Here is a 25,816-nt window from a genome sequence, read left to right as displayed (position 1 = left end):
GACGAACACCTGCGGACATGCGGGCATATCGACGAGATTATTGTATCCAATAATGCGATTATACCATCCGCGGCCCGGCCGCGCCGGACTGGGCGCTTGAGGCCCGCGCCACACGGCCGCGCACGGCGAAGCCGAAGGCGGCGAGGCACGCGATCCCGAGCGCGGCGGCCGCGCGGCCGGCCAGAGGAGCCCCCGGCCAGACACGGGCCAGGACGATGAACGCCGCGACCGCCGCCGCGGCGCCGGAGGCGGCGAGCACGGCGGCCGCGGACACGTCCTTGACCGCGGCGGCGCGGGGGTCTTCGTCGGGACACACGAGGTCGGTCAGCAGCTCGATCGCGGTGTTGAGCAGTTCGGCCGAGAGAACGAAGCCCACCGCGCCGGCGAGCAGCGCGAGTTCGACGCCGGAGCACCCCGCGGCGGCGCCCGCCAAGAGGACGAGGCCGGCGATCGCGATGTGCGCGCGCAGGTTGGGCTGGCGGCGGACCGCGTACCGCACGCCGCGCGCCGCGTACACGACCGCGGCGGGAAAGGAATGCACATGCCCCCGTCCGGCCGCGGAGTCGCGATCCGGCGCGCGCGGACGCACGGCCTGGGGCACTACCGCGCCCCCCGCGCGGTCCGCGCCGCGCGCCCTGTGTGCGCACCTTTGGCCCTGGGCCTGCGGCGCGAGCCGGAGAGGCCCGCGGGCCCGGGGACCTGCGGCCGGGGACCGAGGATCATCTCGAGCAGTTCCTTCTGCCGCGACCACATCACCGACGCCGCGGCTTCCGTCTCGTCGTCGTACCCCAGGAGGTGCAGCAGGCCGTGAATCGCAAGCAGCGCCACCTCGCGCCGCAGCGGCTGCTTGAACTGGCGCGCCTGGTCGCGGGCCCGCTGGATCGAGATGACGATGTCTCCGAGCACCGGCCCGTCGGCGCCGCTTCGTCCGCCGGGATCCGGGGGCGATCCGCCGCCGCCGTCGGCCCCGTCCATCGGAAACGCCAGCACGTCGGTCGCGTAGTCGCCGCCGCGATACTCCCGGTTGAGCACGCGGATGTAGGCGTCGTCCACCAGCGCCACGCCCACGTCGGCCGGCTCGCGGTAGCCTTGGAGGCGGAGCGCGTGGAGAAGGACGTCGCGGACGAACTTCGCGTCCACCGATATGCCCTGAAGATTGGTGACGATGACGTCCATCGCCGGTCGCCCGCCTGACGGGGACTAGCCGGCTTTAATTTCGTGTTGGCCGGCCGCGTGTCGGCCGGCAGGATGTGCCGGCGTCGCCGGATCGGTTCGTCCCGTCCGAACTCGACCCCTTTGCTCCGCCGGCTACGGCGCCCCGCCCTCCATGACTCGGCGCAGCATCACAAGGAGCTTGGCGCGCGCCGCGCGCCGGCGCGGCACGATCAGGATCGTGTCGTCGCCGGCGATCGTGCCGACCGCATCGGGCCACTGCATCTCGTCGAGCGCGGCGGCCACGGCGTTCGCCCGTCCCGTGAGCGTATGGATTACCACCAGATCCTCGCCCGCGTCCACGGACAGAACGTACTCGGTCGCGGCATGCTGGAGACGCCGCAGCACATCCGCGGGCGAGGGGCGCTCTGGCGCCACGTACTGCGACCGGCCGTCGGACAGCGGGACCTTGACGAGCCCGAGGCGCTTGATGTCACGTGAGACGGTGGCCTGGGTGACCGCAAGCCCCTCGTGGCGGAGCCGGTCGACGAGGTCGTCTTGTGTCTCGATCGCGTGCCGGCCGAGAATCTCGCGGATACGCCGCTCGCGCTCTGTGCGCGTCGCTTCGCGCCCCCGGCGGCCCGCCATCGGCTAGGCCGGCTGGCCGCCGCCCGGCGGCCGGTCCCCGCCCGCCGGGGACGCCGCGGACCGGCCGGCCCCGTCTTTGCGGGGCGGGACGGCGGCGGACGGCGAGGCGTCGCGCTCGGCCGGCACGGCCGGGAGCGCCGCGAGCCAGGACAGGGTCCGCGTGATCGCGCCGCGGGCCGCCTGCATCTGCTCGGCAACGCGCTCGGGCGCGGTGCCGCCTTCGGAGCGCTTCGACGCGACCGCGCCGGCCGGCGTCGTGAGGTCGAGGACGTCGGGCTCGAGCATCGGGCTGAACTCCCGGTATTCCGCCGGCGACAGCTCCCACAGCTCGCGGCCGCGCTCCTGCGCGTAGAGCACGACGCGCCCGACCAGCTCGTGCGCCTCCCGAAACGGCATGCCGCGCCGCGCGAGATAGTCGGCGAGTTCCGTCGCGCCCATCAGGCCGCCGCGCAGCTGCGCGGCGATGCGGTCGGTGTCGACGCGGATGCCGTTCAGCACGATCCCCATCACCTGCAGGCTCGCCTGGACGGTGTCCACGGTGTCGAAGACCGCGTCCTTGTCCTCCTGCAGATCGCTGTTGTAGGCGAGCGGCAGGCCCCGGAGCATCGCCAGGATCGCGGTGAGATCGCCGAGCACGCGGGCGGCCTTGCCGCGGACGAGCTCCGCGGCGTCCGGGTTCTTCTTCTGGGGCATGATGCTGCTGCCGCTGCTGATCGTGTCGAGCAGCTCGACGAACCCGAACTCCGACGTGGCCCACAGGACGATCTCGGCGGCCAGCCGCGACAGGTGCGACATCAGCAGGCACCCCGACGCGATGAACTCGACCGCGAAGTCGCGGTCCGCGGTGGCGTCGAGGCTGTTCTCCGCGACGCGCGAGAACCCGAGCAGCGAGGCGACCATCCGCCGGTCGATCGGGTACGAGGTGCCGGCGAGCGCCGCGGCGCCGAGCGGCAGGACGTCGGTCCGGGCGAAGACCTCGTGGAACCGGTCCACGTCGCGCTGCAGCATCCACACGTACGCCAGCAGATGGTGGGCCAGCAGCACGGGCTGCGCCCGCTGCATGTGCGTGTAGCCCGGAATGATCACCGACGGGTGGGCCTCCGCCAGCATCAACAGCACCTGCTGCAGGGCCACCGTGCGGCCGACGAGGGTGACGATTTCCCCCTTCAGGTAGACCCGCAGGTCCGTCGCCACCTGATCGTTGCGCGACCGGGCGGTGTGGAGCCGGCCCGCGACGTCGCCGAGACGCGTCCGCAGCTGCGCCTCGACGAACGAGTGGATGTCTTCGGCGCCGTGGATCCGGACGACGCCGGCGTCGATCTCTTGAATGAGCTCGCGCAGGCCGCGGACGAGCTCCTTCGCCTCGGCCGGCTCGATGATCCCGCACCGCCCCAGCATCGTGGCGTGGGCGATGCTGCCGAGGATGTCGGCGCGGTACAGCCGCCGGTCGAACGGCAGCGAGGTCGTGAACGCGGCGACCGTCGGATCGATCGTGCCCCGGAAGCGGCCGCCCCACATCCGGGCGGTGGCGGGATCGTCCTGGCCGCGGCCGCGCTGCCCCGTCTTTGCGGGACCTCCGGGCCCCTTCGGGCCCTCCCGCCCCGTCTTCGCGGGACCTCCGGGCCCCTTCGGGCCCTCCTGCCGCTCAGTCACGGGAGTGCCTCAGCGGCGCGGCCGGCCCGCCGCGCGGGAGACGGCGGCGCCGGGCCCGCCCGAGTGCGCGGGAATCTCCAGCGGAATCGGGGAGGCGTCCTTCGTGCTCTCCGGATTCGTCGCGGCGAAGACCTTGGTCGGAAGGCCGAACAGGCGGATGAACCCCTCCGCGTCCTTCTGATCGTAGCCCGCGCCCCGCCCGAAGGTCGCGAGCTCGTGGCTGTACACCGACCGCTCGGCCCGCCGGCCGACGACCGTGGAGGTGCCCTTGTAGAGCTTGACCCGCACGCTGCCCGTCACCGTCTCCTGCGTCGACGCGACGAAGGCGTCCAAGGCGCGGCGCAGCGGCGAGTACCAGAGGCCGTAGTAGACGAGCTCGGCGTACCGCGGCGCGGCGAGCGCCTTGAAGTGCTGCGTCTCCCGGTCGAGCGTGATCGTCTGCAGATGGTGGTGCGCGTCGACGAGGACGGTCCCGCCCGGCGTCTCGTACACGCCGCGGCTCTTCATCCCCACCAGCCGGTTCTCGACGATGTCGACCCGGCCGACGCCGTGGGCGCCGGCGCGCCGGTTGAGCGACGCGACCAGCTCCACCGGATCGACGCGGCGGCCGTCGAGCGAGACGGGTGTGCCGGCTTCGAAGCCGATCTCGACGTACTCGGCTGTGTCGGGCGCTTTCGACGGATCGACGGTCAACCGGAACATGTCCGCCGGCGGTTCCGCCCACGGATCCTCCAGGATGCCGCTCTCGAAGCTGAGGTGCCAAAGGTTCTGGTCCATGCTGTAGGGTTTTTCGCGCGTCACCGGGATCGGCACGCCGTGCGCCTTCGCGTAGTCGATCTCTTCCTCGCGCGACCCGAGCGTCCACTCGCGCCACGGCGCGATCACGGCCAGCTGCGGGGCGAGCGCCTGATAGGCGAGCTCGAAGCGCACCTGGTCGTTGCCCTTGCCGGTGCAGCCGTGGGCCACCGCGTCGCAGCCTTCGGCGAGGGCGGCCTCGACCTGCACCCGGGCGATCAGCGGCCGCGCGAGCGAGGTGCCGAGCAGGTAGCGCCCCTCGTAAATCGCGTCCGCCCGCAGCGCCGGCCAGATGTAGTCGGTGACGAAGATCCGCCGCACGTCCACGACGTGCACCGCGTCGGCGCCGCTGCGCTGTGCCTTGTCCTTCACTTGGTCGAAATCGTCGCCCTGGCCGACGTCCGCGACCACGGCGACGACGCGCGCGCCCGAATATTGCTCCTTGAGCCACGGGATGATGACGGAGGTGTCGAGGCCTCCGCTGTACGCGAGTGCGATGTTCTTAGGCTGCGCCATGAACCGTGCTCCTTATCCGGCCGACGCCGGGGCTTTGCCCTGCGACGCCTGCGCATCCCGCAGGCTAGTCCCCGAAGGGGGCGCGGCGGCCACGTCCGCGAGCGCCGCGCCGAACAGTTCCATCGCCCGATCGACGTCCGCGCGCGTCGCGATCAGCGGCGGCACAAACCGGATCGAGGTCGGGCGCACGTTGTTGACCAGCAGGCCGCGGGCGAGGCACGCGGCGACGACCTTGTCCGACGGCACGGTGATCTCGGCCGCCACCATCAGTCCGCGGCCGCGCACCTCTGTCACCAGCGACGTCTTCGCCGCCAGCTCGCGCAGGCGGGTCATCAGGTACTCGCCGGTCTCTTTCGCGTTGTCGACGAGACGCTCGGCTTCGATCGTCTCGATCACGGCAAGCGCCGCGGCGCAGACGAGCGGGTTCCCGCCGAACGTCGTGCCGTGGGTGCCGGGCTGCAGCGCCTGCATGATCTCGTCGCGCGCGACGACCGCGCCGATCGGCACCCCGCCGCCCAGACCCTTCGCGAGCGCCAGAATGTCCGGGAGCACGCCGGCGTGCTGGTAGGCAAACCACCGGCCCGTCCGTCCGAACCCCGTCTGGATCTCGTCCAGCACGAGCAAGAGGCCCTTCGCGTCGCACAGCCGGCGAAGGCCCGTCAGGTAGGCGTCGTCTCCCGGATTGATGCCGCCCTCGCCCTGCACCGGCTCCATGAGCACGGCCGCGGTCTTGGGCCCGACCGCCCGCTCCGCCGCGCCGAGATCGTTGAAGGGCACTTCCACGAAGCCCGGGACCAGCGGCTCGAAGCCCTCGTGGTACTTCGGGTTCATCGTGGCCGCGAGCGCCCCCATCGTCCGGCCGTGGAAGCTGTGGCTGCCGACGATGATCTCGTAGACGTCCGCATTGCGCCGCGCCCGGCCGGCCTTGCGGGCCAGCTTGATCGCCGCCTCCGCGGCCTCGGCGCCGCTGTTGCAGAAGAAGACCCGGCCGTCCGGAATGCCGGTCACGCCGGCGAGCCGCTCGGCGAGGCGCGCCTGCTCCGGAATCTGGTACAGGTTGGAGACGTGGACGAGCCGGGCGGCCTGCTGCTGGATCGCGGCGACGAACCGGGGGTGCGCGTGTCCCAGGACGTCGACGGCGATGCCGGCGACGAAGTCCAGGTACTGCTTGCCCTCCAGATCCGTGAGCACCATCCCGCGCCCCTCGCGAAACGCCACCGGGGCGCGGCGGTAGTTCGGGGCCAGCACCCGGCCGCTCAACTCGATGATCTCCCGCGTCGTCATCGTCACCCTCCTCCGTCTCCGCGTCGAACGTCTACGGCGTGAGCATCGTCCCGATGCCGCGCTCGGTGAAGAGCTCCACCAGCAGCGCGTGCGGGACGGTTCCGTTGATGATGTGCGCGCTCGGCACGCCGCCCCGGATCGCGTCGAGGCAGGCCGCCACCTTTGGGATCATGCCGCGGCTGATCGTGCCGTCCCGTGTCATCGATTCGGCCTCCGTGGCCCGCAGTTCGGACACGAGCGTGCGGGCCTCGCGATCGCGGTAGACGCCGTCGACGTCGGTCAGCAGGATGAACTTGCTCGCGCCGACCGCGATCGCGAGCGCCCCCGCGGCGGTGTCGGCGTTCAGATTGTAGCTCGTGCCGTCCGCTCCGATGCCGATCGAGGCGATCACCGGGATGTAGCCGTCCTCGCTCACGGCGCGCACGAGCGCCGGGTCCACCGCCGCCACCTCGCCGACCTGCCCGAGATCGACGTCCGACTCGTACTTCCGGGCGAGCAGCATCCGTCCGTCCTTGCCGCTCAATCCCACCGCCCGGCCGCCGGCCTGCGTGATCGCCGAGACGAGCGACTTATTCGCGCGGCCGGCCAGCACCATTTCGACGACTTCCATTGTCTCGGCGTCCGTGACGCGCAGCCCGTGCACGAACGTGGAGGGCTTGCCGAGCCGCTCGAGCATCCGCGTGATCTCGGGCCCGCCGCCGTGCACCAGCACCGGGTCGATCCCGGCGCCCTTCAGCAGCGCGAGGTCCTCCGCGATCGTCGAGCGGCCGATGGCGTCGAGCACGCTGCCGCCGAATTTCACGACGACCGTCTTGCCCTTCCAGGCGTTGACGTACCCGAGCCCTTGGGCGATCACGCCGCCCGCGAGCACGGCCTCGCCGGTCGCGACCATCGGTGTCCGGCTCATCGCGCCCTCACGTCAGGTAGTCGGCGTTTTCCTTCACGTACTGCTCCGTGAAGTCGCACGTCCACATCGTCGTCTCGGCCTTGCCGAGGCCGAGGTCGACCACCACCGTGATCGTGTCGCCGGCCATGTAGCGGGCCACCTCGGCGAGGCTCTCCGGCTCCCCGGCCGGGCCGCCCCGATCGGCCACGAGCACCGGGCCGATCCGCACCGACATGCGCTCGGGCTGCACCTCCGCCCCCGAGCCGCCGACCGCGACGAAGATCCGGCCCCAGTTCGGCGACCGGCCGTAGATCGCGGTCTTGACGAGCGGCGAGAGCGCGATCGCCCGCGCCGCGCGGTAGGCGTCGTCCTCGCTCTGCGCCCCGCGGACCGTCACCTCGATCAGTTTGGTCCCGCCCTCGGCGTCCCGCGGGATCATGCGGGCGAGATCCGTTGCGCACGCCGTGAGCGCCGCCTGGAAGGCATCGAGCGCCTCGCCGGGCTCGGCGATCTCCGGCGCCCCGGCCTCCCCGTTGGCCAGCAGGAGGATCGTGTCGTTGGTGCTCTGGTCGCCGTCCACGGTGATGCGATTGTAGGACACGTCGGCGGCCCGGCGCAGCGCGGCGTGAAGGAGCGGCACGGCGACCGCGGCGTCCGTCGTCAGCACGGTAAGCGTCGTCGCCATCTGAGGGTGGATCATCGCGGCGCCCTTCGTCATGCCGCCGATCGTGACGACCTGCCCCCCGATCGGCACCTGCACCGCCGCGGTTTTGGGCACCGTGTCCGTCGTCATGATCGCCTCCGCGGCCGCCCCACCGTCCGGGCTCAAGAGGCGCACCGCTTCGGGAATGCCGCGCCGGAGGGCGTCCATCGGCAGGACCCGTCCGATCACGCCGGTGCTGCACACGTACACCAGGTCTTCGGCGATGCCGAGCTCCTGCGCCGTGAGCTGCCCCATCTCCCGCGCGTCCCGCATCCCCTGCTCGGCGGTGCAGGCGTTCGCGTTGCCGCTGTTGAGCACCACGGCCTGCCCGCGTCCCGAGCGGGCGCGCTCCATGTCGAGGAGCACCGGCGCGGCCTTGACCTTGTTCGTCGTAAACACTCCCGCCGCCGCCGCCGCGACGCGCGAGAAGACGAGCGCGAGGTCCTTCTTCTGCGGCTTGATCCCGCAGTGCACGCCCGAGGCCGTGAACCCCTGCGCCGAGGTGACGCCGCCCTGCACCAACCGCGACACGCTGCCCGCCATGCGTCCTCCTTATCCGGCTAAGGGTAGAGGCCGGGCGTGCGCAGCCCGGTCTCTTCCGGAAAGCCGCACATCACGTTGAGGTTCTGGACCGCGAGGCCGGCGGCGCCCTTGCCGAGGTTGTCGAGCGCCGCCATCGCGATGAGCGTCTGCGTGCGCGCGTCGATCCGGACCGCGACGTCGCAGAAGTTGCTGCCCAGCGTCGCCTTGGTCTGGGGCAGCGCCCCGTCCGGCAGGACCCGCACGAACGGCTCCCCGGCGTACGCGTCGCGCAGCAGCGCCTGGGCCGCGGCGGCATCCGCCGCCCGCGCGAGACGCGCGTACGCGGTGACGAGGATGCCGCGCGTCATCGGCGCAAGATGCGGCACGAACGTCACGCGCACCGCACGGCCCGCCTGCGCCGAGAGCTCCTGCTCGATCTCGGCGGTGTGGTTGTGCGTCCCCACCGAGTACGGGCGCAGGTCCTCGTTCGTCTCCGAGTATCCGAAGCCCCCGGAGGCGCCGCCCCGGCCGGCGCCGGAGACGCCGGAGACGCCGTCGATCATGATCGCGTCCGGGGCCGCGAGCCCGTGCTTGACGAACGGGGCCAGCGCCAGCAGCGCCGCGGCGGGATAGCAGCCGCAGTCGGCGACGAGCCGCGCCGTGCGAATCTCGCCGCGGTGCAGCTCGGTGAGGCCGTAGACCGCCTCGGCGAGATACCCCGGCGCGGCGTGCTCAAACTTGTACCAGACCGGGTACTGCGCCGCGTCGCGCAGGCGAAAATCCGCGGCCACGTCGATCACCCGGACGCCCCGCTCGAGCAGTTCCGGCACGAGCGCCATTGCCTTGCCGCTCGGCAGCGAGACGATCACCACGTCGGAATCCCCGGCGAGGACCGCGGGGTTCGCCTCTTCCGTGACGAGATCGACGAAGCCGCGCAGGTTCGGGTACAGATCCGAGAACCGGCGGCCCTTCTGCGTCTCGGCCGTCAGGTGGACGAGGCGCGCCTCGGGATGGGTCGCGAGCAGGCGCACCGCCTCCGCCCCGCCGTAGCCCGACGCCCCAATCACGCTCACGCGAACGGCCATGGTGGAATAATCATACACGAACATGAATAAAGTTGCAACGCCCGCCCCCGGCCTCCGCCGCGGGTGGGGCCGGAGGGACGGCGCCGCCGGCAGGGTCCGCCCGCACCCGGGACCGAATGCTCCCCTCCATGAACCCCGACGCGGAACGCCACCTCTTCCCGCCGGTCGAGCCGTACGCCAGCGGACGGCTCGCGCTCGGCGGCCGTCACGAGATGTACTGGGAGGAAAGCGGCAACCCGAACGGCGTCCCGATCGTGTTCGTGCACGGCGGACCCGGCGGCGGCGCCGGGCCGGCGCACCGGCGGTTCTTCGATCCCAACGCCTGGCGGATCGTCGTTTTCGACCAGCGCGGCGCGGGCCGCTCCACCCCGCTCGCGGAGATCGGCGACAACACGACGCAGCACCTCGTCGGCGACATGGAACGGCTGCGCGAGGCGCGCGGGATCGACCGCTGGGCGGTGTTCGGCGGCTCGTGGGGCTCGACGCTGACGCTGGCCTACGCGGAGGCGCACCCGGCGCGCTGCACCGGCCTCATCGTGCGGGGGATCTTCCTCGCAGAGCGGCCGGAGATCGACTGGTTCATGACCGGCATGCGCCTGTTCTCGCCGGAGGCCTGGAACGACTTCGTCGAGGGCTCCGGCGCGGGTCCGCGGGACACCGCGGGCCTCCTCGAGCGCTACCGCCGGCTGCTCAACGATCCGAACCCCGAGGTCTGCCTTCGCGCCGCGCGCGTATGGTCGCACTACGAGGCGCGCTGCACGACGCTGCTGCCCGATCCGGTCGCGGAGGCGGAGTCCGAGGTCGACGCGAAGGCGCTGCCGGTCTCGCGTATCGAGAATCACTACTTCGTGCACGACTGCTTCCTCGAGCCCGGCCAGCTGCTGCGGGACGTCGGCCGGATCCGGTCGATCCCGGGCACGATCGTCCAGGGCCGGTACGACCTCGACTGCCCGCCCTACACGGCGCACCGCCTGCACGAGGCGTGGCCGGAAGCCGAGTACATCCTGGTTCCGGACGCGGGGCACGTCGCGTTCGAGCCGGCGACCGCGCGGGAGCTGGTGACGGCGACGGAGCGGCTGAAGCGGCGGCTTCGCGCTTAGATGACATCGTAGCCGGCGAGTCCGCCGTAGGCGGTCCGCCGGCGTAGATGACATCGCGGAGGGCTAGAGCGGAGACACCTCCATCGCCGCGTGCGGCGCCGGGATCTCGCCGGCCTTGATCGCGGTGAGCACGTCGAGGAACGCCTCCGCGGTGTCGAGCGACGTGAAGCACGGCAGGTGCCGCTCGAACGCCGCGCGCCGCAGCGCGAAGCCGGCCCGTCCGGGCGTGCGGCCCCGCGTCGGCGTGTTCAGCACCAGGCTGACCGCGCGCTCGTGCACGAGCCGGAGCGCCGTCTCGGGATCGCCGTTCTTGCTGACGTGGATGGCGTGGACCCCGTGGTCGGCGAGATACTTCGCGGTGTCGTCCGTCGCGTACACGGTAAACCCGAGATCGACGAACCGCCGCACCAGCTCGACGGCGCCGGCCTTGTCGCGGTCCGCGATGCTGGCGAGCAGCGCGCGGCCGGCGGCCGGGTCCGGCATCTCGATCCCCGCGGCGACGAGCGCGCGGTAGAGCGCGCCCGGCAGGCTGCTGTTCTGCCCCATCACCTCGCCGGTCGAGGTCATTTCCGGACCGAGCAGCACGTCGAGCTGCGCCATCTTCTCGCTGCTGAAGACCGGCGCCTTGACCGAGACGCGCGCCGGCGCCGGCAGGCGTGTCACGCCCGGATAGCCGAGGTCGGCGAGGCTCCGCCCGAGCATGACGTGGACGGCGAGGCGGACCAACGGCGCCCCCGCCGCCTTGCTCACGAACGGGATCGTCCGGCTGCTGCGCAAATTCGCCTCGAGCACGTAGACGCGGCCGTCTTTGACGACGAACTGAATGTTGAGAAAGCCGCGGACGCCGAGCGCGCGCGCGATCGCCACCGTGGCGTCGATCACCTGATCCGTCTCATCCGGCCCGAGGTGCTGCGCCGGGAACACCGCGATGCTGTCGCCGGAGTGCACGCCGGCCCGCTCGATGTGCTCCATGATGCCCGGCAGGAACACCGCGTCGCCGTCGCTGATCGCGTCGACCTCGACCTCCGTGCCTTCGACGTAGGTATCGATGAGCACCGGATGCTCGCGGTCGGCGGCGAACGCCGCTTCGAGGTACCGGACGAGCTCGTCGGCCGCCGCCACGATCTCCATCCCGCGGCCGCCGAGCACGTAGGACGGCCGGACGAGCAGCGGAAAGCCGAGGCGGTCCGCGAGCGCGCGGCCCTCCGCCACGGACCGCACCGCGCCGCCCGCGGGGTGCGCGATGTCGAGCCGGCGGAGCAGCGCGTCGAACTTGCCGCGATCCTCGGAGGCGTCGAGCCCCTCGACCGTCGTGCCGAGCACCCGCACGCCGCGCTCGGCCAGCGGACCGGCAAGGTTGAGCCCAGTCTGGCCGCCCACCTGGACGATCACACCGTCGGCGCGTTCCCGTTCGATGACATTGAGCACGTCCTCGACGGTCAGCGGCTCGACGTACAGGCGGCTGGCCACGTCGAAGTCCGTGCTGACCGTCTCGGGATTGTTGTTGATCAGCACGGCGTCGAGCCCATCGTCGCGCAGCGCCTTCACGGCGTGCACGCTCGCGTAGTCGAACTCGATGCCCTGGCCGATCCGGATCGGCCCCGACCCGAGCACGACGATGCGGCGGCGCGGGCTCTCCGGCACCTCGTCCTCGCGCGCGTAGGTGGAGTAGAAATAGGGCGTCTTCGCCGGGAACTCGCCCGCGCAGGTGTCGACGATCTTGTAGACGGGGCGGATGCTCTCCCCCGTCCGCATCGCGCGCACCGCGTCCTCGGTCGTCTCCCACGCCCGGGCGATCGCGGTGTCCGGCAGGCCGAGGCGCTTCGCGGCCCGCAGGGTCTCGGGATCGCGCCGGCTGCGCAGTCCCTGCAGCATCCCGACGATGTTGGCGATCTTATTGACGAAGAACAGATCCATGCGCGAGAGATCGGCGATCTCCTGCGGCAGCATGCCGCGGCGGAGCCCCTCCGCGATTGCGAACAGCCGCTCGTCGCACGGGTCCGCGATCCGCTGCCGCAGCGCCTCGCGCGACCAGTCCGCGGCCGGCGGGTAGTCGAGCCCGTCGACCCGCTGATCGAGCGAGCGGAGGGCCTTCAGCAGCGCCTCTTCCACGCTCCGGCCGATTGCCATCACCTCGCCGGTCGCCTGCATCTGCGTCCCGAGCCGCCGGTCCACGTAGGGAAACTTGTCGAACGGCCAGCGCGGGATCTTGACGACGGCGTAGTCGAGCGCCGGCTCGAAGCAGGCGAAGGTCTCGCCGGTGATCGCGTTGCGGATCTCGTCGAGCGTGCGGCCGAGCGCGATCTTGGCCGCGACCCGCGCGATCGGGTAGCCGGTCGCCTTGCTGGCCAAGGCACTGGAGCGGCTGACCCGCGGGTTCACCTCGATGACGTAGTACCGCGTGCTCTCGGGGTCGAGCGCAAACTGGATGTTGCAGCCGCCCTCGATGCCGAGGCCGCGGATGATCCGCAGGCTCGCGCTGCGCAGCATCTGGTACTCGCGGTCGCTCAGCGTCTGGCTCGGCGCGATCACGATGCTGTCGCCGGTGTGCACGCCCATCGGATCGAGGTTCTCCATGTTGCAGACGGTGATGCACGTGTCGAGCCGGTCGCGCATCACCTCGTACTCGATCTCCTTCCAGCCGGCGACCGAGCGCTCGACCAGGACTTGGTGGATCCGGCTCACGGCGAGGCCCCGCGCGGCGATCTCGTCGAGCGCCCTGGCGTCCGGGGCGATGCCGCCCCCCGTGCCGCCGAGGGTGTATGCCGGGCGGATCACCACCGGGAAGCCCACCCGCGCCGCGAAGGCGCGGGCTTCCTCCACGGTGGTCGCGACGACGCTTTCCGGGACCGGCTCGCCGAACGCCCGCATCGCGTCCTTGAACAGCTCGCGGTCCTCGGCGTGCCGGATGGCCTCGAGCGGCGTCCCGAGCAGCCTGACCCCGTACTCCTCCAGCACGCCCGCTTCGGCGAGCGCCACCGCGAGGTTGAGGCCGGTCTGCCCGCCGAGCGTCGCGAGCAGCCCCTGCGGCCGCTCCCGCGCGATGACGCGGGTCAGAAACTCGACCGTGAGCGGCTCGATATAGACGCGGTCGGCCGTCTCGACGTCGGTCATGATCGTCGCGGGGTTGCTGTTGACGAGAATGACCTCGACACCCTCTTCCGAGAGCGAGCGGCACGCCTGGCTGCCGGAGTAGTCGAACTCCGCGGCCTGGCCGATCGTGATCGGTCCGGAGCCGATGACGAGAACTTTGCTGACGCTGCCGGACATCAGGCTCGGGCGGACCCCACCGCCGTGCCGGGCTCGTGCGGCGCCGCCCCGATCATCTCCATCCACGCGTCGAACAGGTAAGAGGAGTCGAGCGGGCCGGGCCGCCCTTCGGGATGGTACTGCACGGTCATGATCGCCAGGCGCGGATGCCGCAGCCCCTCGACGGTGCCGTCGTTGAGGTTGCGGTGCGTGACGGCGAGTTCCGTGCCGGCGACGGACGCCTCGTCCACCGCGTAGCCGTGGTTCTGGGTGGTGACGCAGACCCGGCCGGTCACGAGATCCTTCACGGGGTGGTTGCTGCCGCGGTGCCCGTACGGGAGCTTGAACGTCGCGGCGCCGGCCGCGCGGCCGATGATCTGATGCCCGAGACAGATCCCGAACATCGGCGTCCGGCCCCACAGCCGCTGCACCTGCGCCACCTGGTGCGGCAGCCGCTGCGGATCGCCCGGTCCCGGCGAGAGAACCAGCCCGGCGGGCGCGAGCTCGAGAATCTCCTCGGCGGTGGTGCGGTGCGGCAGCACCCACACGTCGCAGCCGCGCCGGCGCAGCGCTTCGATGATGCCGGTCTTCACGCCGCAGTCGAGCAGCGCGAGCTTGGGCCCGGGCCCGGCGAGGTGCCGTATCGAGGGCGTGCTGACCTCGCCCACGAGATCGAGCGTCCCGATGTCGGGAAGCGCCTGCGCCCGCGCGACCAGCGCCTCGTCCGGGACGTCTTCGGTGGACACGAGGCCGCGCTTCAGCCCGTGCGAACGCAGGTGGCGGACGAGAAAGCGCGTGTCGACGCCGGCGAGGCCGGGGATGTCCCACCGCGCGAGCGTCGCGGCGAGCGTGCTCTCGGCCCGCCAGTGGTGCGGCAGATCCGCGGCCTCGCCGACGACGAATCCCTCGACGTGCGGCCGGAACGACTCCCACGCTTCCCCGCTCACGCCGTAGTTGCCGATGAGCGGATATGCCATCGTCACGATCTGCCCGTTATAGGACGGATCCGACAGCACTTCCTCATAGCCCGTCATCGCGGTGGTGAAGACGACTTCTCCCCCCGCCCACCCGCGCGCGCCGATCGCGCGCCCGGTGAGGATCGTGCCGTCTTCAAGCGCCAGGCGTGCCTGCATCCTCGTCCTCCGCGGCTCGTCGCCGCATGATTATACTACGTTATGCATAAAAATACAATTCGTGCGGCGTCGCCCCGCTGACGCGGGACTGGCCGTCGGAATGCGACGGCGTCGCGGGCATAACGAAAGGGAGCCCGGAAGGGGCTCCCCGATCGGCGCACGGTAGGCCTACGGCGTAACCTAGGACGTCCCGGCGCACCATCGATCCCTCCCGGAGATCGTTAATGGTCCGCTGCCGCAGTCTATTCTATCGCAGGGACGAGGAAATGCAAGCCGGGCCACAGAACAAGCCGTCAATGGATGGCCCCGCGCCCCGGTGGCGCGGCGTCGTCCCCCGGGGGATACGCCGTTGGCTCGAGTGGGATTAGCCGTTTTGCGCACCGTACTGCTCATCGCCTTCGGCCTCGGGACGATCTGGCTGTCGATCGTCGCCAGCGTGTGGGGGCTCAGCGCCGTGCTGGTCGCCCTCGCGCTCGTCGGGCTCGTCGCCCTCCGCACGGTGCACCGCGTCCACGAGGAAAGCTCCGGCTCGGCCGCGCGGCCGCCGCGCCGGGCGTTCGTGATCACCGCGGTCGTGCTGATCGGGTTCTTCGTGCTGCTGACGCTGGCGAGCCAGATCTGGGCCTCGCACTAAGAACCACCGCCCGCCAGTCCCCCTCCCGCAGCACCGCCCTCTTCTGAAACCCCGCGGCCCGGGCCGCCCGCAGCACCCCGCGCACCCGCCCCGCGACGATTCCCGATCCGATGAACAAACCGCCCGGGGCCAGCCGGGCGCGGGCCTCCGGCAGCAGCTCGATGATCGTGGCGGCCACGATGTTGGCGACGATGACGTCGGCGCGGCCCGGCGCGGCGCCCATCCCGGACCCGTCCGCGACGCGGACCCGTCGCGCGCATCCGTTCAGCCTGGCGTTGGCGCGCGCCGCGGCGGTCGCGACCGGATCGCTGTCCACCGCCCACACGGTACCCGCGCCGAGCGCGGCCGCCGCGATCGCCAGGATCCCCGAGCCGGTGCCGACGTCGAAGACGGCGGCGCCCTGCCGCCGGGCAAGCGCCTGCCCGAGCCCGCGCAGCGCGAGGCGCGTGCTCGCGTGCATCCCGGTGCCGAAGGCCATGCCCGGATCGATCGCCATGACGAGATCGCCGGGCCGCGGCGCCGCGCGCACCCATGAGGGCCGGATGAGGAGACGCCCCACGCGGACGGCTTTGGCATAGGCCCGCCAGGCCGTCCCCCACCGCTGCGCCGGAAGGCGCCGGCGGGCGATCGTGATCCGTCCCGGGTCGAGCCCGTACCGGGGCAGTTCGCGGATCCGGAGGCGCGCCGCCCGCAGCGGGCCGTCCAGCAGCCGGGACGGCGGGAGGTAGGAACGGAACCGCACGCGGCCGGCGGCGGGACGTTCCTCAACGAGCCCGCCGCCGCGCAGGTCACGGAGGATCTCCCCGACGGCTTCGGCGGCCTCCGCGGAGACCGTCACGCGCAGTTCGACCCATGGAGAGCGAATCACGGCGGGACGCCGCCGCGGCGCCGTCACGAGTCGGCCGAACGGAGTTTACCGAAGAGGGGCTTCCGGCGGGCCGGCCCGGACCGCCGGGTCCGAGGCGCCTCGCCCAGCAGTCTGGCGAACTCGGCGAGGGCGGCGGACTGTTCCGCGGTCAGGCGGGTCGGAATCGCGACGCGCACGTGGGCCACGAGATCGCCCCGCGCGCCCCCGCGCGTGCGGGGCATGCCCTTCCCCGGCAGCACGAGCGTGGCGCCGGGCTGCGTCCCCGCCGGCACGCGGAGGGCCGAGGGTCCGTCGAGCGTGGGCACTTCCACCTCGGCGCCGAGCGCGGCCTGCGCCATCGACACGTCCACACGGCAGTGCAGATTGCGTCCCTCGAGCGTAAAAACGGGATGCTCGGCAAGGCGGAGGTCGACGTACAGGTCGCCACGCCCTCCGCCCCGCATGCCCGCTTCGCCCTCGCCCTGCAGGCGCAGCCGCGTTCCGTCCTCGACCCCCGCGGGCACCGCGACCGTAATCTTGCGCTTCGTATCCATCCGGCCGCGGCCGCGGCACTCGCGGCACGGCTTGCGGATGACCTTGCCGGCGCCGCGGCACTCCGGGCACGTCGTGATCTGCTGGAACGAGCCGAACGGCGTCTGACGGCTGTACCGGACCTGTCCGGCGCCGCGGCACGACGGGCAGGTCTCGGGCGCGCTGCCCTTCTCCGCCCCGGTGCCGAAGCATGCCGGGCAGGTCTCCTCCCGGACGATCGGGATCGTGTGCTCCGCGCCGCGCGCCGCGTCCTCGAGGGTGATTTCGAGCGCCACGCGCAGATCGCTGCCGCGCTCCGGCCCTGGCTCGCCCGACCGCATGCCGGCGCCCATGGTCTGTCCGAAGAACATGTCGAACAGATCTTCGAACGGGCCCGCGCCGAAGGGGCCGCCGCGCCCGTCCGGCCGTCCCGCGGCGACGAAATCGCCGCGGTCATACCGCGCGCGCCGCTCCGGATCGCCGAGCACCTGATACGCCTCGTTGATGATCTTGAAGCGGTCGGCCGCGCCGGGATCCTTGTTGACGTCGGGATGGTGCTCGCGGGCCAGCTGCCGGAACGCGCGCTTGATCTCGTCCTGGGACGCGGCGCGCGGCACCCCGAGCACTTCGTAGTAGTCGGTTCGCGGCATCGCGACGGGACTAGAGCCGGCCGAGTGCTTCGCCGAGCGTATCGGCGAGGAAGCGGACCAGGGAGATCGCGCGTCCGTAGCGCATCCGCGTCGGCCCGACGATCGCGAGCTCGCCGGCCGGCCGGCCGCCGACGTAGTAGGTCGCGGCCACGACGCTCGTGTCGCGCATCTCCCCGCGCCGGTGCTCGGCGCCGATCGTGATCCGCACGGGCGCAGAACCGCCGTCGTGCAGAATCTCCGTCACGACCTCGTGCCGCTCGAGGGCCGACAGCACCGGCTCGGCGCGCCGCGCGTCGCGGAACTCCGGCTGCTTCAAGATGTTCGCCTGCCCTTCGGTGTGAATGCGGGACGATGCCGCGATCTGATCGCCGATGAGCCGGCCGACCTCGGTTACGACCTGGCGGTACAGCGCCACCTCGCCGATCACCTGATCCATCGCCCGTACGGTCAGATCGCCGAGGCGCCAGCCGGCCACCCGGCGGCTGATCTCCTGCGACAGCCGGTCGCACTCGTCCGGCGACGTGGCCGCTTCCAGCTCGACCGTCTTCCCCTCGAAGACGCCGGCGTCCGTGACGACGACGATGAGCGCCCGCCGCGCCGTGAGCGGGATCAAGTGGAGGTGGCGGATCACCTGCTCGTGCAGGTGCGGCGCTTCAACGACGGACGCGTACTCGGTGCCGGCCGCGAGCGCGTGGGCGACGCGCGCGATCGCGCGGTGCGGTTCTTCCCGGAGGAACAACGTCTCGCGCAGCCGCGTCTGCTCGGCGGAGGGCAGCGCCTCTTCCGGGACGAGCGAGTCGACGTAGACGCGGTACCCACGGTCGGTGGGCACCCGTCCCGCCGAAGTGTGCGGCTGATTCAGGTATCCCATGTCTTCGAGCGCGGCCATTTCGTTGCGCACGGTGGCCGAACTGACGTTCAGGCCATGGCGCTCCCGCACCGCCTCACTGCCGATCGGCTCGGCGGTGGCGATGTAATCGTCGATCACGATCCTGAGAATCTCGCGCCGCCGGCCCTCGATGGGCTCCATCGCCGGACCTCCGCCGCATGCCTATCGCAACGATTTAGCACTCACGTCCTTAGAGTGCTAAACGTCCGGGACCGAGCGTATCATCCCCACGAAACGGGTGTCAAGCCGCGACGTCGCAAAAGGCGCCCCTGCCGGCGCGCCTATGCCGCGCCTGGACGGCCAAAGCGCAGCAGCCGCAACTCCCTGACGCCGAGAAGCCGGCACACGGCCAGATAGACGATCCCCCCGGCGGCGGTCGCCGCGAGCAGCACCGTGACCGCGCCGCCCAGCCGGACCGTCGACACGAGATGGGGACCGGCGCGCAGCACCACCGCCATCGCCGCGGCAAGGCCGAGCGCCGCGATGCCGGTCCGCGCCGCGGTCGAGGCGAGCGCGCTGCCGTCGAGCCGGCCGAGCCGCTTCCGTAAGAACCACATGAGCACGGCGACGTTGGCAAACGCGACGATCGACGTCGCGAGCGCGATGCCGAGGTGGCCGTACCACCGCATCAGCAGGTAGTCGCCGAGCGCGTTGAGCGCCACCATGTACAGCCCGACCTTCACCGGGGTGCGCGTGTCGTGCAGCGCGTAGAACGTGCGGGTGACGATGTAGTAGGCGGCGTACGGCACCGCTCCGACGGCATAGCCGACGAAGCCCACGGCCACCGCCGCGGTCGCGGCGGGGCCGAAGGCGCCGCGCTGGAAGATCACGCGCACGATGAGCGGGCTCGCGACAAGGGTCCACGCCATCACCGGCATCATCGTGAAGAGCACGCCGCGCAGGCCGAGCGACGTGGCGTCGCGCAGCGCGCAGGTGTCGGACTCGGCGTGGCGCGCCATCGTCGGGAACAGCGCCGTGGCGATCGAGAGCGCAAAGATGCTCACCGGCGCCTGCACCAGCTGGAACGCGTAGTCGAGGACGGCGAGATAGTCCACCCCGGGCTGCGGATGCAGGAACGAGGCGAAAAAGCGTCCCACGTTCGAGTTGATCTCGATCACCGCGAGGCCGAGCATCGCCGGCACCGCGAGCCGCCCCATCTCCCGGACGGCGGGATGGGAGAGGTCGATCGACAACCGCCACCGGAAGCCGGCGGCGCGCGCCTCCGGCAGCTGCACGAGAAACTGCGCGGCCCATCCCAGGAGAAAGCTCACCGCCACCCCGAGGATGCCGATCTTGCGCGCGAGGACGTACACGGACGCGATGATCACTACGTTGAAGACGACCGGGGCAAGCGCGGGCGTGCCGAACCGCTGGTGGGCGTTGAGGTAGCCGGTCGCAAACGCGGACAGCGCGAGGAACGCCATCGAGACGAACATCACCCGCGTCAGCTCGACCGCGGTGGTCAGCACGCCCGGGTTCGTGCGAAGGTAGCCTGGCGCGGCGATCGGGACGAGGAGCGGCGCCGCGATCACGCCGACCACGACCATCGCGGCGCCGATCAGCAGCACCATGGTGAACGTGCTCGAGACGACGCGGTCGATCTCGTCCTGATCGCCCTGCACCAGCACGCGCGTGATCGCCGGAATGAACACGATGCTGAGCGTGCCGCCGAGGAAGAGCCGCTGCACGAAAAACGGAAGCGAGTAGGCGATGACGAACGCGGAACGCGCGGCGGTCGCGCCGAAGATCGCGGCGATCATGACGTCGCGGGCGAGACCCAGCACGCGGCTGGCGACCGTCCCGGCCGCGATGAGTCCCGCCGACCGCGCGATCGTCCCCGCGGTCGATGCGCCGGCGGCAGTTCCCGGGGTGGCGGACACGGCCGCGGGCACATCCGGAGCTGTCATATCGCGGCCATTATACCGCCGGACAACCGTTTTCGCCACGCGCGGCTCAGACCACGCGCCTGGACGCCCAAAGACACGTGGAGGTATCTTTACGGAGTGACACGCGTCGTCGTGGTGATCCTCGACGGGCTGCGGCGGGATCTCGTCACCGCCGCGTATACGCCGTCGCTTGCGGCGTTCCGCGCACGGGCGGAAGACTTCCGGGCGCACCGTTCGGTCTTTCCATCCGCGACGCGCGTCGTCGCCGCCAGTTTTGCCACGGGCTGCCACCCCGCCCGCCACGGCGTGCAGGGCAACTCGGTCGCGCTGCTCGAGAACGGCGTGTTCGTCCGCCACGACGCCGGGGGCGCTGACTTTCTGCAGCATAAGCGCCGGATCACCGGGACCTCGCTCGCCGTCCCAACGATGACGGAACGGCTCGAGGGACGCGGCGCGGCGATCACGTTCAGCAACGCCTCGCCGGGCGCGGCCTACGCCCACGATCCCGACGGGCACGGCTTCTTGTACAATCGCGCGGGATCGTTCGGGCCCGGGCGGGTGCCGGTGCCGGCCGCCGACGAGCTCCGGGTGACGGGCGATCTCGCCGGCGATCGGGCGATGACGGATCGATTCATCGCCGAGGTCCTCTTCGAGAGGCGCCCGGCGCTGGCCGTGCTGTGGCTGCACGAGCCGGACCACATGCAGCACGAACTGCCGCTCGGCTCGCCCGCGCACCTCGCCGTGCTTCGCCAGGCGGACGCGCATGCCGCGCTCGTCATCGCGGCCGTGGACCGTCTGCGCGCGGCCGGCGACGACGTCCTCGTCGCGATCGGATCCGACCATGGGCACCAGACGGTCACAGGGGTCGTGGACGTGGAGGCGGAGCTGATCGCGGCGGGTCTCAAAGCCGGGCCCTCGTCGGGAGACGTCGTGTCCGTGTCCAGCGGGACGGCCGCCTTGGTGTACGTACATCCCGACAACGGCACGCGAATTCCGGCGCTGAGCGATTTCCTCATGTCGTCCGACTGGGCGGGCCGGGTGTTCCCGCCCGACCGGCTGGGCGAGGTCGGCCAGGCGCCGCGGGAAGGGTTGGCTTTTGCCGTCTCGATGCCGGCCGAGGACGGCGTCAACGACTTCGGGGTGCCCGGGCTGAGCCTCGAGGCGCTTCCGGGGCCGGGCAAGTCGCACCACCTTGGATTCGGCCAGCACGGCGGCCTCGGCGCGTACGAGCAGGCGCCGTTCCTGATGATCGATGGCCGCGGATTCGACGGCGCCGCGGCACACTTCGAACCGACGTCCGTGCTCGACATCGCGCCAACGGTGCTGCGCCATCTTGATCTGCCCGCGGCGGACATGGACGGGCACCCGCTCCAGCACGCCGATGCCCTCCCGGACTGAGCGCGCGCGCACCCGCCGCCCCTGTGCTACAATGGGCGTCGCCCGCTGCGGAGGCCGCACGACGCCGCGGCGGGATTATGTGGAGGTGGCGGTGTGGCGAAGCGAACGAAGTCCGGCCTGAAGCGGAAGCGTCAAGACGTCAAGCGCGCGGTCCGCAACCAGGCGATCCGGTCCAGGGTCAAAACGGTCGTCAAGGACGCGCGCACGACGGAGCAGCCCGGCGGAGACTCCCTGCTCGCCGCGATCAGCGCACTCGATGCCGCGGCCCGCAAGGGCATCCTGCATCCCAACGCGGCGGCCCGCAAGAAGTCGCGGTTGACGCGCTGGGCGAACTCGCAGACGCGCGCGTCGGCGTAGGACCCGGCCCTACACCCCGCTCATCCGCACGACCAAGGTTTCCAGCGCCAGGCGCGGGGGCATCTGCCCCGTCTTGATCGCGCCGTCGGTCTCGAGCAGCAGTCCCAGCAGCGTCTCCACGTCGATTCGCCCAAACGCATCGACCTGTTTCTGATAATCGCGGTAGCGCCACGCCCGCGACCCGAGCGCCTTCTGCACGTCTGAGCGGTTCCGCACGCCGCGGTCGACGAGCTCCTGGACGCGGGCCAGCATGCGCACCTGATCCTCCAACATATAGAGGATGCGCAGCGGCGGCTCGCCGAGGGCGATCAGCGAATCGAGGAGACGAAACGCGTCGTCCGGACGCCGGTGGCCGACGGCATCCATGACCTCGAAGATCGTGACCTGCGCCGCGACGTGGCTCGCGACCTCGCGCACGTCGGCGGCGGTGATCGTCTCGCGGTCCCCGGCGTAGGCGGCCAGCTTCGCGACTTCGAGCCCGAGCGCGCGCAGACCGCCGCCGGCCAGCTCCACCAAGAGATTCGCGGCTTCCGGCGTCATCGTCTTGCCGGACTCGCGGGCGCGCGCGACGAGCCACGCCGGGAGCTGCCCGGGGTCGAGCGGGTCGCACCGAATCACCTGCGCCTTGCGCTGCAGCACCCCGGCGAGCCGGCGCCGCTGGTCGAGCCGCGGGGCCACGATCACGAGCACGGACGGCGGCACCCCCTGGTTCAGATAGTCCGCGAGGGCGTCCTGCTCGGCCGCGCGCCACGACTCCGGATTGCGCACGTGGAAGACCACCGCGCGCCGCGCGCCGAAGAACGGCAGCGTCTCGCACCGCGTGATCACGTCCTGGATCGGCATCGTGCCGGCGTCGATGACGTCGAGGTTGAGCGCGCGCTCCTCGTCCGGCACCACCTCGTGCAGAATTGTCCGCAGCGCCTCGTCCGCGCGGACGTCTTCCTCGCCGAGGAGCAGATAGACCGCGGAGGGGGGGCCGCTCACGGCCGCGGACCCGATGTCAGCGACATCGGCACGCGATGCTTCCGCCGGCGAGAAGAGGCGCCGCTGTGACGCGCCCGATACACGAACGCGGTAAGAATCTGGCGATGCGCACCCTCACCTCGGCCCGGACCCGGCGGATTGTCCTGCTGACGGCGGCGATCGCCGCAACGATGGCGTGGCGTGCCGCCGCGGCACCGGTCCCCGCGACGCCCCCGCGCGCCGCGCCCATCCCGCTCCACGGCTTCGCGATCGTGCCTGGCGAATCGTCCGTGACCTTCGCCGTCCCCGACAACCGCGGAGGGTTTTCCGGCCACACGGCCCGGGTGAGCGGCCGCGTCGAGGTCGAGCCGGCCGACGGCGACGCCTATGCGGCCCGGATTTCCGCCGTTGTCGACGCGCGCAGCCTGACCACCGGCATCGGGATGCGCGACCGCGCGATGCACGCAACGTTCCTGCAGACCGGCACGTATCCCACCATCACGTTCACGGGCACCGCGGCGGCGCGCCCGGGCCTCGCCGTCGAGCCGTTCCCCGCGGAAGTGCGCGGGCGCCTCGTCATCCGTGACGTCGCGCGCGAGACCGCCTTTACGGCCCGCGTGCTCGCGCTCGCCGCCGAGTACGCGGCCGACGCGACCGCGACGGTCCGGATGGCCGACTACGGCATCCCCTACCCGCGCGCGTTCATCTTCGTGGCGCGGGATCCGGTCACGGTCACCCTGCATATCGTCGCCCGCGCCCCTTAGGAGGCCGCCGGTGCGCGGTGCGCGGCCTCCGCGCCGACGCGCTCGGCGAACGCCGCGATCGGCTGCGTGCCTTCGTCGCCCTTCGCCCGGCTGCGGACGGCCACGGCATCTTGCGCCTCCTCGCGGTCGCCGACGACGAGCATGTACGGAATCTTCATCAACTGCGCTTCCCGGATCTTGTGCCCGGTCCGCTCGCTGCTGACGTCCACCTCGACGCGGATGCCCCGGCCGCGCAGCGTGTCGGCGACTCGGCGCGCGTAGGCGAGGTGCCGGTCGGCGATCGGCAGCACGCGCACCTGCTCGGGCGCGAGCCAGAGCGGAAACGCGCCGGCGTACTGCTCGATCAGAAACGCCATCATGCGCTCGAGCGTGCTGATGACGCCCCGGTGGATCATCACCGGCCGGTGCGGCTGGCTGTCCTCGCCGATGTACTCGAGGCCGAACCGCTCCGGCAGGTAGAAGTCGAGCTGCACGGTCGAAATCGTCTCGTCCTTGCCCATCACGTTGGGCACCTGCACGTCGAGTTTGGGGCCGTAGAACGCGGCGTCGCCCGGGGCCTCGACATAGTCGAGTCCGAGCGTCTGCATCGCCGCCCGCAGCTGCCCTTCCGCCGACTCCCACATCGCGTCGTTCTGCACGAACTTTTCGCGGTCGTGCGGGTCGCGGGTGGACAGGCGGTACCAGAACGGATGCAGCCCGAGATCCGCGTACACACGCTGGATCAGCCGCACGACGCTGATGAACTCGTCCATCAGCTGGTCGGGGCGGCAGAAGATGTGCGCGTCGTTGAGCGTCATCGCCCGCACGCGCGCGAGGCCGGTCAGCACGCCGGACCGCTCGTAGCGGTACATCGTGCCGAGCTCGGCGATGCGCACCGGGAGGTCGCGGTAACTGTGCTGGCCCTGCTTGAAGACCATGATGTGATGCGGGCAGTTCATCGGCCGCAGCACGAGCTCTTCGTTGTCGACCTTCATCGGCGGGTACATGTTCTCGCGGTAGTGGTCCCAGTGCCCGCTGATCTTGTACAGCTCGACGTTGGCGAGATCCGGGGTGTGCACGTGCTGGTAGCCGAGGCTCTCTTCGAGGTCGATGATGTAGCGCTCGAGGATCCGGCGCACCGTGGCCCCGCGCGGCAGCCACAGCGGCAGCCCCTGCCCGACCTCCTGGACCGACGCGAAGAGACCGAGCTCGCGGCCCAGCTTGCGGTGGTCGCGCCGCTTGGCCTCTTCCAGGCGCGCCAGGTACTCGTCCAGCGCCTGCTGCGTGGGAAACGAGATGCCGTAGATCCGCTGCAGCATCGGCCGCCGCTCGTCGCCCCGCCAGTAGGCGCCCGACGTGCTGAGCAGCTTGACCGCCTTGATGAGGCCCGTTGACGGGAGGTGCGGACCCCGGCACATGTCCTGAAAGCCGTTCTGCCGGTAGAAGCTGACCGGGTCGTCGGGAATGCCCTCGAGCAGCTCGCTCTTGTAGACGTCCTGCCGGTCGCGAAACAGCCGGACGGCGTCGCCGCGCGGCACGGCGATTCGCTCGATCCGCTGGTCGCGCGTGGCGAGCTCGCGCATCCGGGCTTCGAGGCGCTCGAGGTCCTCCGGCGTGAACGGCCGGCCGATATCGAAGTCGTAGTAAAAGCCGTCGTCGATGGGCGGCCCGATCGCGAGCTTCGCCTCGGGGAACAGCTCGCGGACCGCCTGCGCCAGGAGATGCGACGTGCTGTGCCAGTAGACCTCGCGGCCCCCGGGGTCGGCGAAGGTCAGCCATTCGACCGCGGCGTCGCCGTCCAGGCGGAACGCGAGATCCCGCACCTCGCCGTCGACGCGCGCGGCAAGCGCGTCGCGCGCCCCGGTCTCCCGCGCCACTTCGGCCAGCGCGACGCCGCGCGGAAAGGCGCGCGTCGATCCGTCCGGCAGGCGCAGCGTGATCCGGTCAGGACCTCCGGCCGCAGAGCGGCCTCCTGCCCCGTCTTGCGCGGGACCTCCGGCCGCAGAGCGGCCTCTTGCCCCGTCTCGCGCGGGACCTCCGGCCGCAGAGCGGCCTCTTGCCGGCGTCCGTTCGGCCATGGCCACCATCTCCCCCTGTCTACGCAGGACCTCCGGCGCCTTCGCGCCTCCTGTCCCGTCTTCGCAGGACCTCCGGCGCCTTCGCGCCTCCTGTCCCGTCTTCGCAGGACCTCC

Annotated in this window: 22 protein-coding genes; 5 read left to right on the top strand and 17 right to left on the bottom strand. The window is 71.5% G+C overall.

The genetic code is table 11. The features are described from left to right. Window positions 1-58: 58 nt before the first annotated feature. The 9 genes from VKT83_18490 to argC all read right to left on the bottom strand — a co-directional run bounded on the left by VKT83_18490 (window position 59) and on the right by argC (window position 9,244). Window positions 59-601 carry a diacylglycerol kinase family protein gene (locus tag VKT83_18490; protein HLY24460.1) on the bottom strand — a complete coding sequence of 181 codons (543 nt, stop codon included), beginning with the start codon at window positions 599-601 and terminating at the stop codon, window positions 59-61. Beyond that, on the bottom strand, window positions 601-1,176 hold the full coding sequence (gene ybeY, locus VKT83_18485) for an rRNA maturation RNase YbeY (GenBank protein HLY24459.1): 576 nt from the start codon (window positions 1,174-1,176) through the stop codon (window positions 601-603). Before ybeY ends, VKT83_18490 begins: the two co-directional genes overlap by 1 nt. A 132-nt stretch (window positions 1,177-1,308) precedes the next feature. Further along, complete coding sequence (gene argR, locus VKT83_18480; protein ID HLY24458.1) at window positions 1,309-1,800, bottom strand: arginine repressor; 492 nt, start codon at window positions 1,798-1,800, stop codon at window positions 1,309-1,311. 3 nt (window positions 1,801-1,803) lie between these two features. After that, window positions 1,804-3,453, bottom strand: a complete 1,650-nt coding sequence (argH, locus tag VKT83_18475) for an argininosuccinate lyase (protein HLY24457.1) — start codon at window positions 3,451-3,453, stop codon at window positions 1,804-1,806. Between the two features lie 9 nt (window positions 3,454-3,462). Next, window positions 3,463-4,764: an argininosuccinate synthase gene (locus VKT83_18470; protein ID HLY24456.1), complete on the bottom strand. Its 1,302-nt coding sequence runs from the start codon at window positions 4,762-4,764 to the stop codon at window positions 3,463-3,465. A gap of 12 nt (window positions 4,765-4,776) precedes the next feature. Continuing rightward, on the bottom strand, window positions 4,777-6,048 hold the full coding sequence (locus VKT83_18465; protein HLY24455.1) for an acetylornithine transaminase: 1,272 nt from the start codon (window positions 6,046-6,048) through the stop codon (window positions 4,777-4,779). A gap of 31 nt (window positions 6,049-6,079) precedes the next feature. Continuing rightward, complete coding sequence (gene argB / locus VKT83_18460) at window positions 6,080-6,955, bottom strand: acetylglutamate kinase (GenBank protein HLY24454.1); 876 nt, start codon at window positions 6,953-6,955, stop codon at window positions 6,080-6,082. Between the two features lie 7 nt (window positions 6,956-6,962). Continuing rightward, the gene (gene argJ, locus VKT83_18455) at window positions 6,963-8,180 is read right to left on the bottom strand and encodes a bifunctional glutamate N-acetyltransferase/amino-acid acetyltransferase ArgJ (protein ID HLY24453.1); all 1,218 of its coding nucleotides are present in this window, start codon (window positions 8,178-8,180) and stop codon (window positions 6,963-6,965) included. 17 nt (window positions 8,181-8,197) lie between these two features. Further along, entirely contained in the window at window positions 8,198-9,244 is a 1,047-nt protein-coding gene (argC, locus tag VKT83_18450) for an N-acetyl-gamma-glutamyl-phosphate reductase (protein HLY24452.1), read from the bottom strand. 128 nt (window positions 9,245-9,372) lie between these two features. Between argC and pip the strand changes: the two genes are divergently transcribed. Then, window positions 9,373-10,344 carry a prolyl aminopeptidase gene (pip, locus tag VKT83_18445; protein ID HLY24451.1) on the top strand — a complete coding sequence of 324 codons (972 nt, stop codon included), beginning with the start codon at window positions 9,373-9,375 and terminating at the stop codon, window positions 10,342-10,344. 63 nt (window positions 10,345-10,407) lie between these two features. Here pip and carB read toward each other — a convergent pair whose 3' ends face one another. Continuing rightward, entirely contained in the window at window positions 10,408-13,614 is a 3,207-nt protein-coding gene (gene carB / locus VKT83_18440) for a carbamoyl-phosphate synthase (glutamine-hydrolyzing) large subunit (protein HLY24450.1), read from the bottom strand. Next, window positions 13,614-14,726 (bottom strand): glutamine-hydrolyzing carbamoyl-phosphate synthase small subunit, encoded by a 1,113-nt coding sequence (gene carA, locus VKT83_18435; GenBank protein ID HLY24449.1) that lies wholly within the window; start codon window positions 14,724-14,726, stop codon window positions 13,614-13,616. The genes carB and carA overlap by 1 nt, the downstream gene beginning before the upstream one ends. Window positions 14,727-15,099: 373 nt before the next feature. Here carA and VKT83_18430 point away from each other — a divergent pair, with 373 nt between their 5' ends. Further along, on the top strand, window positions 15,100-15,360 hold the full coding sequence (locus VKT83_18430) for a hypothetical protein (GenBank protein ID HLY24448.1): 261 nt from the start codon (window positions 15,100-15,102) through the stop codon (window positions 15,358-15,360). Here the strand turns inward: VKT83_18430 and VKT83_18425 are convergent. From VKT83_18425 to murJ, 4 genes are all read right to left on the bottom strand, one after another. Further along, window positions 15,290-16,228: a 50S ribosomal protein L11 methyltransferase gene (locus VKT83_18425; GenBank protein ID HLY24447.1), complete on the bottom strand. Its 939-nt coding sequence runs from the start codon at window positions 16,226-16,228 to the stop codon at window positions 15,290-15,292. The two genes, VKT83_18430 and VKT83_18425, sit on opposite strands and share 71 nt — an antisense overlap. Window positions 16,229-16,251: 23 nt before the next feature. After that, a complete protein-coding gene (dnaJ, locus tag VKT83_18420; protein HLY24446.1) occupies window positions 16,252-17,388 on the bottom strand; it encodes a molecular chaperone DnaJ in 1,137 nt (378 codons plus the stop codon). A 10-nt stretch (window positions 17,389-17,398) separates the two neighbouring features. Then, window positions 17,399-18,418: a heat-inducible transcriptional repressor HrcA gene (gene hrcA, locus VKT83_18415; protein ID HLY24445.1), complete on the bottom strand. Its 1,020-nt coding sequence runs from the start codon at window positions 18,416-18,418 to the stop codon at window positions 17,399-17,401. Window positions 18,419-18,558: 140 nt separating this feature from the next. After that, entirely contained in the window at window positions 18,559-20,184 is a 1,626-nt protein-coding gene (murJ, locus tag VKT83_18410) for a murein biosynthesis integral membrane protein MurJ (GenBank protein ID HLY24444.1), read from the bottom strand. A gap of 96 nt (window positions 20,185-20,280) precedes the next feature. On the opposite strand from murJ, the gene VKT83_18405 reads away from it, so the two are divergent. Further along, window positions 20,281-21,561 carry an alkaline phosphatase family protein gene (locus tag VKT83_18405; GenBank protein HLY24443.1) on the top strand — a complete coding sequence of 427 codons (1,281 nt, stop codon included), beginning with the start codon at window positions 20,281-20,283 and terminating at the stop codon, window positions 21,559-21,561. Window positions 21,562-21,654: 93 nt separating this feature from the next. Continuing rightward, a complete protein-coding gene (gene rpsT / locus VKT83_18400) occupies window positions 21,655-21,918 on the top strand; it encodes a 30S ribosomal protein S20 (protein HLY24442.1) in 264 nt (87 codons plus the stop codon). A 9-nt stretch (window positions 21,919-21,927) separates the two neighbouring features. On the opposite strand, the gene holA is transcribed toward rpsT, so the two are convergent. After that, the gene (gene holA, locus VKT83_18395; GenBank protein ID HLY24441.1) at window positions 21,928-22,902 is read right to left on the bottom strand and encodes a DNA polymerase III subunit delta; all 975 of its coding nucleotides are present in this window, start codon (window positions 22,900-22,902) and stop codon (window positions 21,928-21,930) included. A gap of 65 nt (window positions 22,903-22,967) precedes the next feature. Between holA and VKT83_18390 the strand changes: the two genes are divergently transcribed. Beyond that, a complete protein-coding gene (locus tag VKT83_18390) occupies window positions 22,968-23,645 on the top strand; it encodes a YceI family protein (GenBank protein ID HLY24440.1) in 678 nt (225 codons plus the stop codon). Here the strand turns inward: VKT83_18390 and thrS are convergent. Next, the gene (gene thrS / locus VKT83_18385; protein ID HLY24439.1) at window positions 23,642-25,702 is read right to left on the bottom strand and encodes a threonine--tRNA ligase; all 2,061 of its coding nucleotides are present in this window, start codon (window positions 25,700-25,702) and stop codon (window positions 23,642-23,644) included. The two genes, VKT83_18390 and thrS, sit on opposite strands and share 4 nt — an antisense overlap. Window positions 25,703-25,816 lie beyond the last annotated feature (114 nt).

The organism is bacterium, assembly GCA_035308905.1.
Classification (GTDB): domain Bacteria; phylum Sysuimicrobiota; class Sysuimicrobiia; order Sysuimicrobiales; family Segetimicrobiaceae; genus DASSJF01.
Note: the sequence above shows the minus strand (reverse complement) of the source record. Positions and strands in the feature narration are given on the sequence as shown.

Excerpts from the sequence above, each read along its gene's own strand:
- carB (HLY24450.1), bottom strand. The coding sequence starts at position 13,614 with ATGTCCGGCAGCGTCAGCAAAGTTCTCGTCATCGGCTCCGGACCGATC.
- argJ (HLY24453.1), bottom strand. The coding sequence starts at position 8,180 with ATGGCGGGCAGCGTGTCGCGGTTGGTGCAGGGCGGCGTCACCTCGGCG.
- carA (HLY24449.1), bottom strand. The coding sequence starts at position 14,726 with ATGCAGGCACGCCTGGCGCTTGAAGACGGCACGATCCTCACCGGGCGC.
- argR (HLY24458.1), bottom strand. The coding sequence starts at position 1,800 with ATGGCGGGCCGCCGGGGGCGCGAAGCGACGCGCACAGAGCGCGAGCGG.
- dnaJ (HLY24446.1), bottom strand. The coding sequence starts at position 17,388 with ATGCCGCGAACCGACTACTACGAAGTGCTCGGGGTGCCGCGCGCCGCG.
- pip (HLY24451.1), top strand. The coding sequence starts at position 9,373 with ATGAACCCCGACGCGGAACGCCACCTCTTCCCGCCGGTCGAGCCGTAC.
- murJ (HLY24444.1), bottom strand. The coding sequence starts at position 20,184 with ATGACAGCTCCGGATGTGCCCGCGGCCGTGTCCGCCACCCCGGGAACT.
- thrS (HLY24439.1), bottom strand. The coding sequence starts at position 25,702 with ATGGCCGAACGGACGCCGGCAAGAGGCCGCTCTGCGGCCGGAGGTCCC.
- ybeY (HLY24459.1), bottom strand. The coding sequence starts at position 1,176 with ATGGACGTCATCGTCACCAATCTTCAGGGCATATCGGTGGACGCGAAG.
- argC (HLY24452.1), bottom strand. The coding sequence starts at position 9,244 with ATGGCCGTTCGCGTGAGCGTGATTGGGGCGTCGGGCTACGGCGGGGCG.
- argB (HLY24454.1), bottom strand. The coding sequence starts at position 6,955 with ATGAGCCGGACACCGATGGTCGCGACCGGCGAGGCCGTGCTCGCGGGC.
- VKT83_18465 (HLY24455.1), bottom strand. The coding sequence starts at position 6,048 with ATGACGACGCGGGAGATCATCGAGTTGAGCGGCCGGGTGCTGGCCCCG.
- hrcA (HLY24445.1), bottom strand. The coding sequence starts at position 18,418 with ATGGAGCCCATCGAGGGCCGGCGGCGCGAGATTCTCAGGATCGTGATC.
- VKT83_18470 (HLY24456.1), bottom strand. The coding sequence starts at position 4,764 with ATGGCGCAGCCTAAGAACATCGCACTCGCGTACAGCGGAGGCCTCGAC.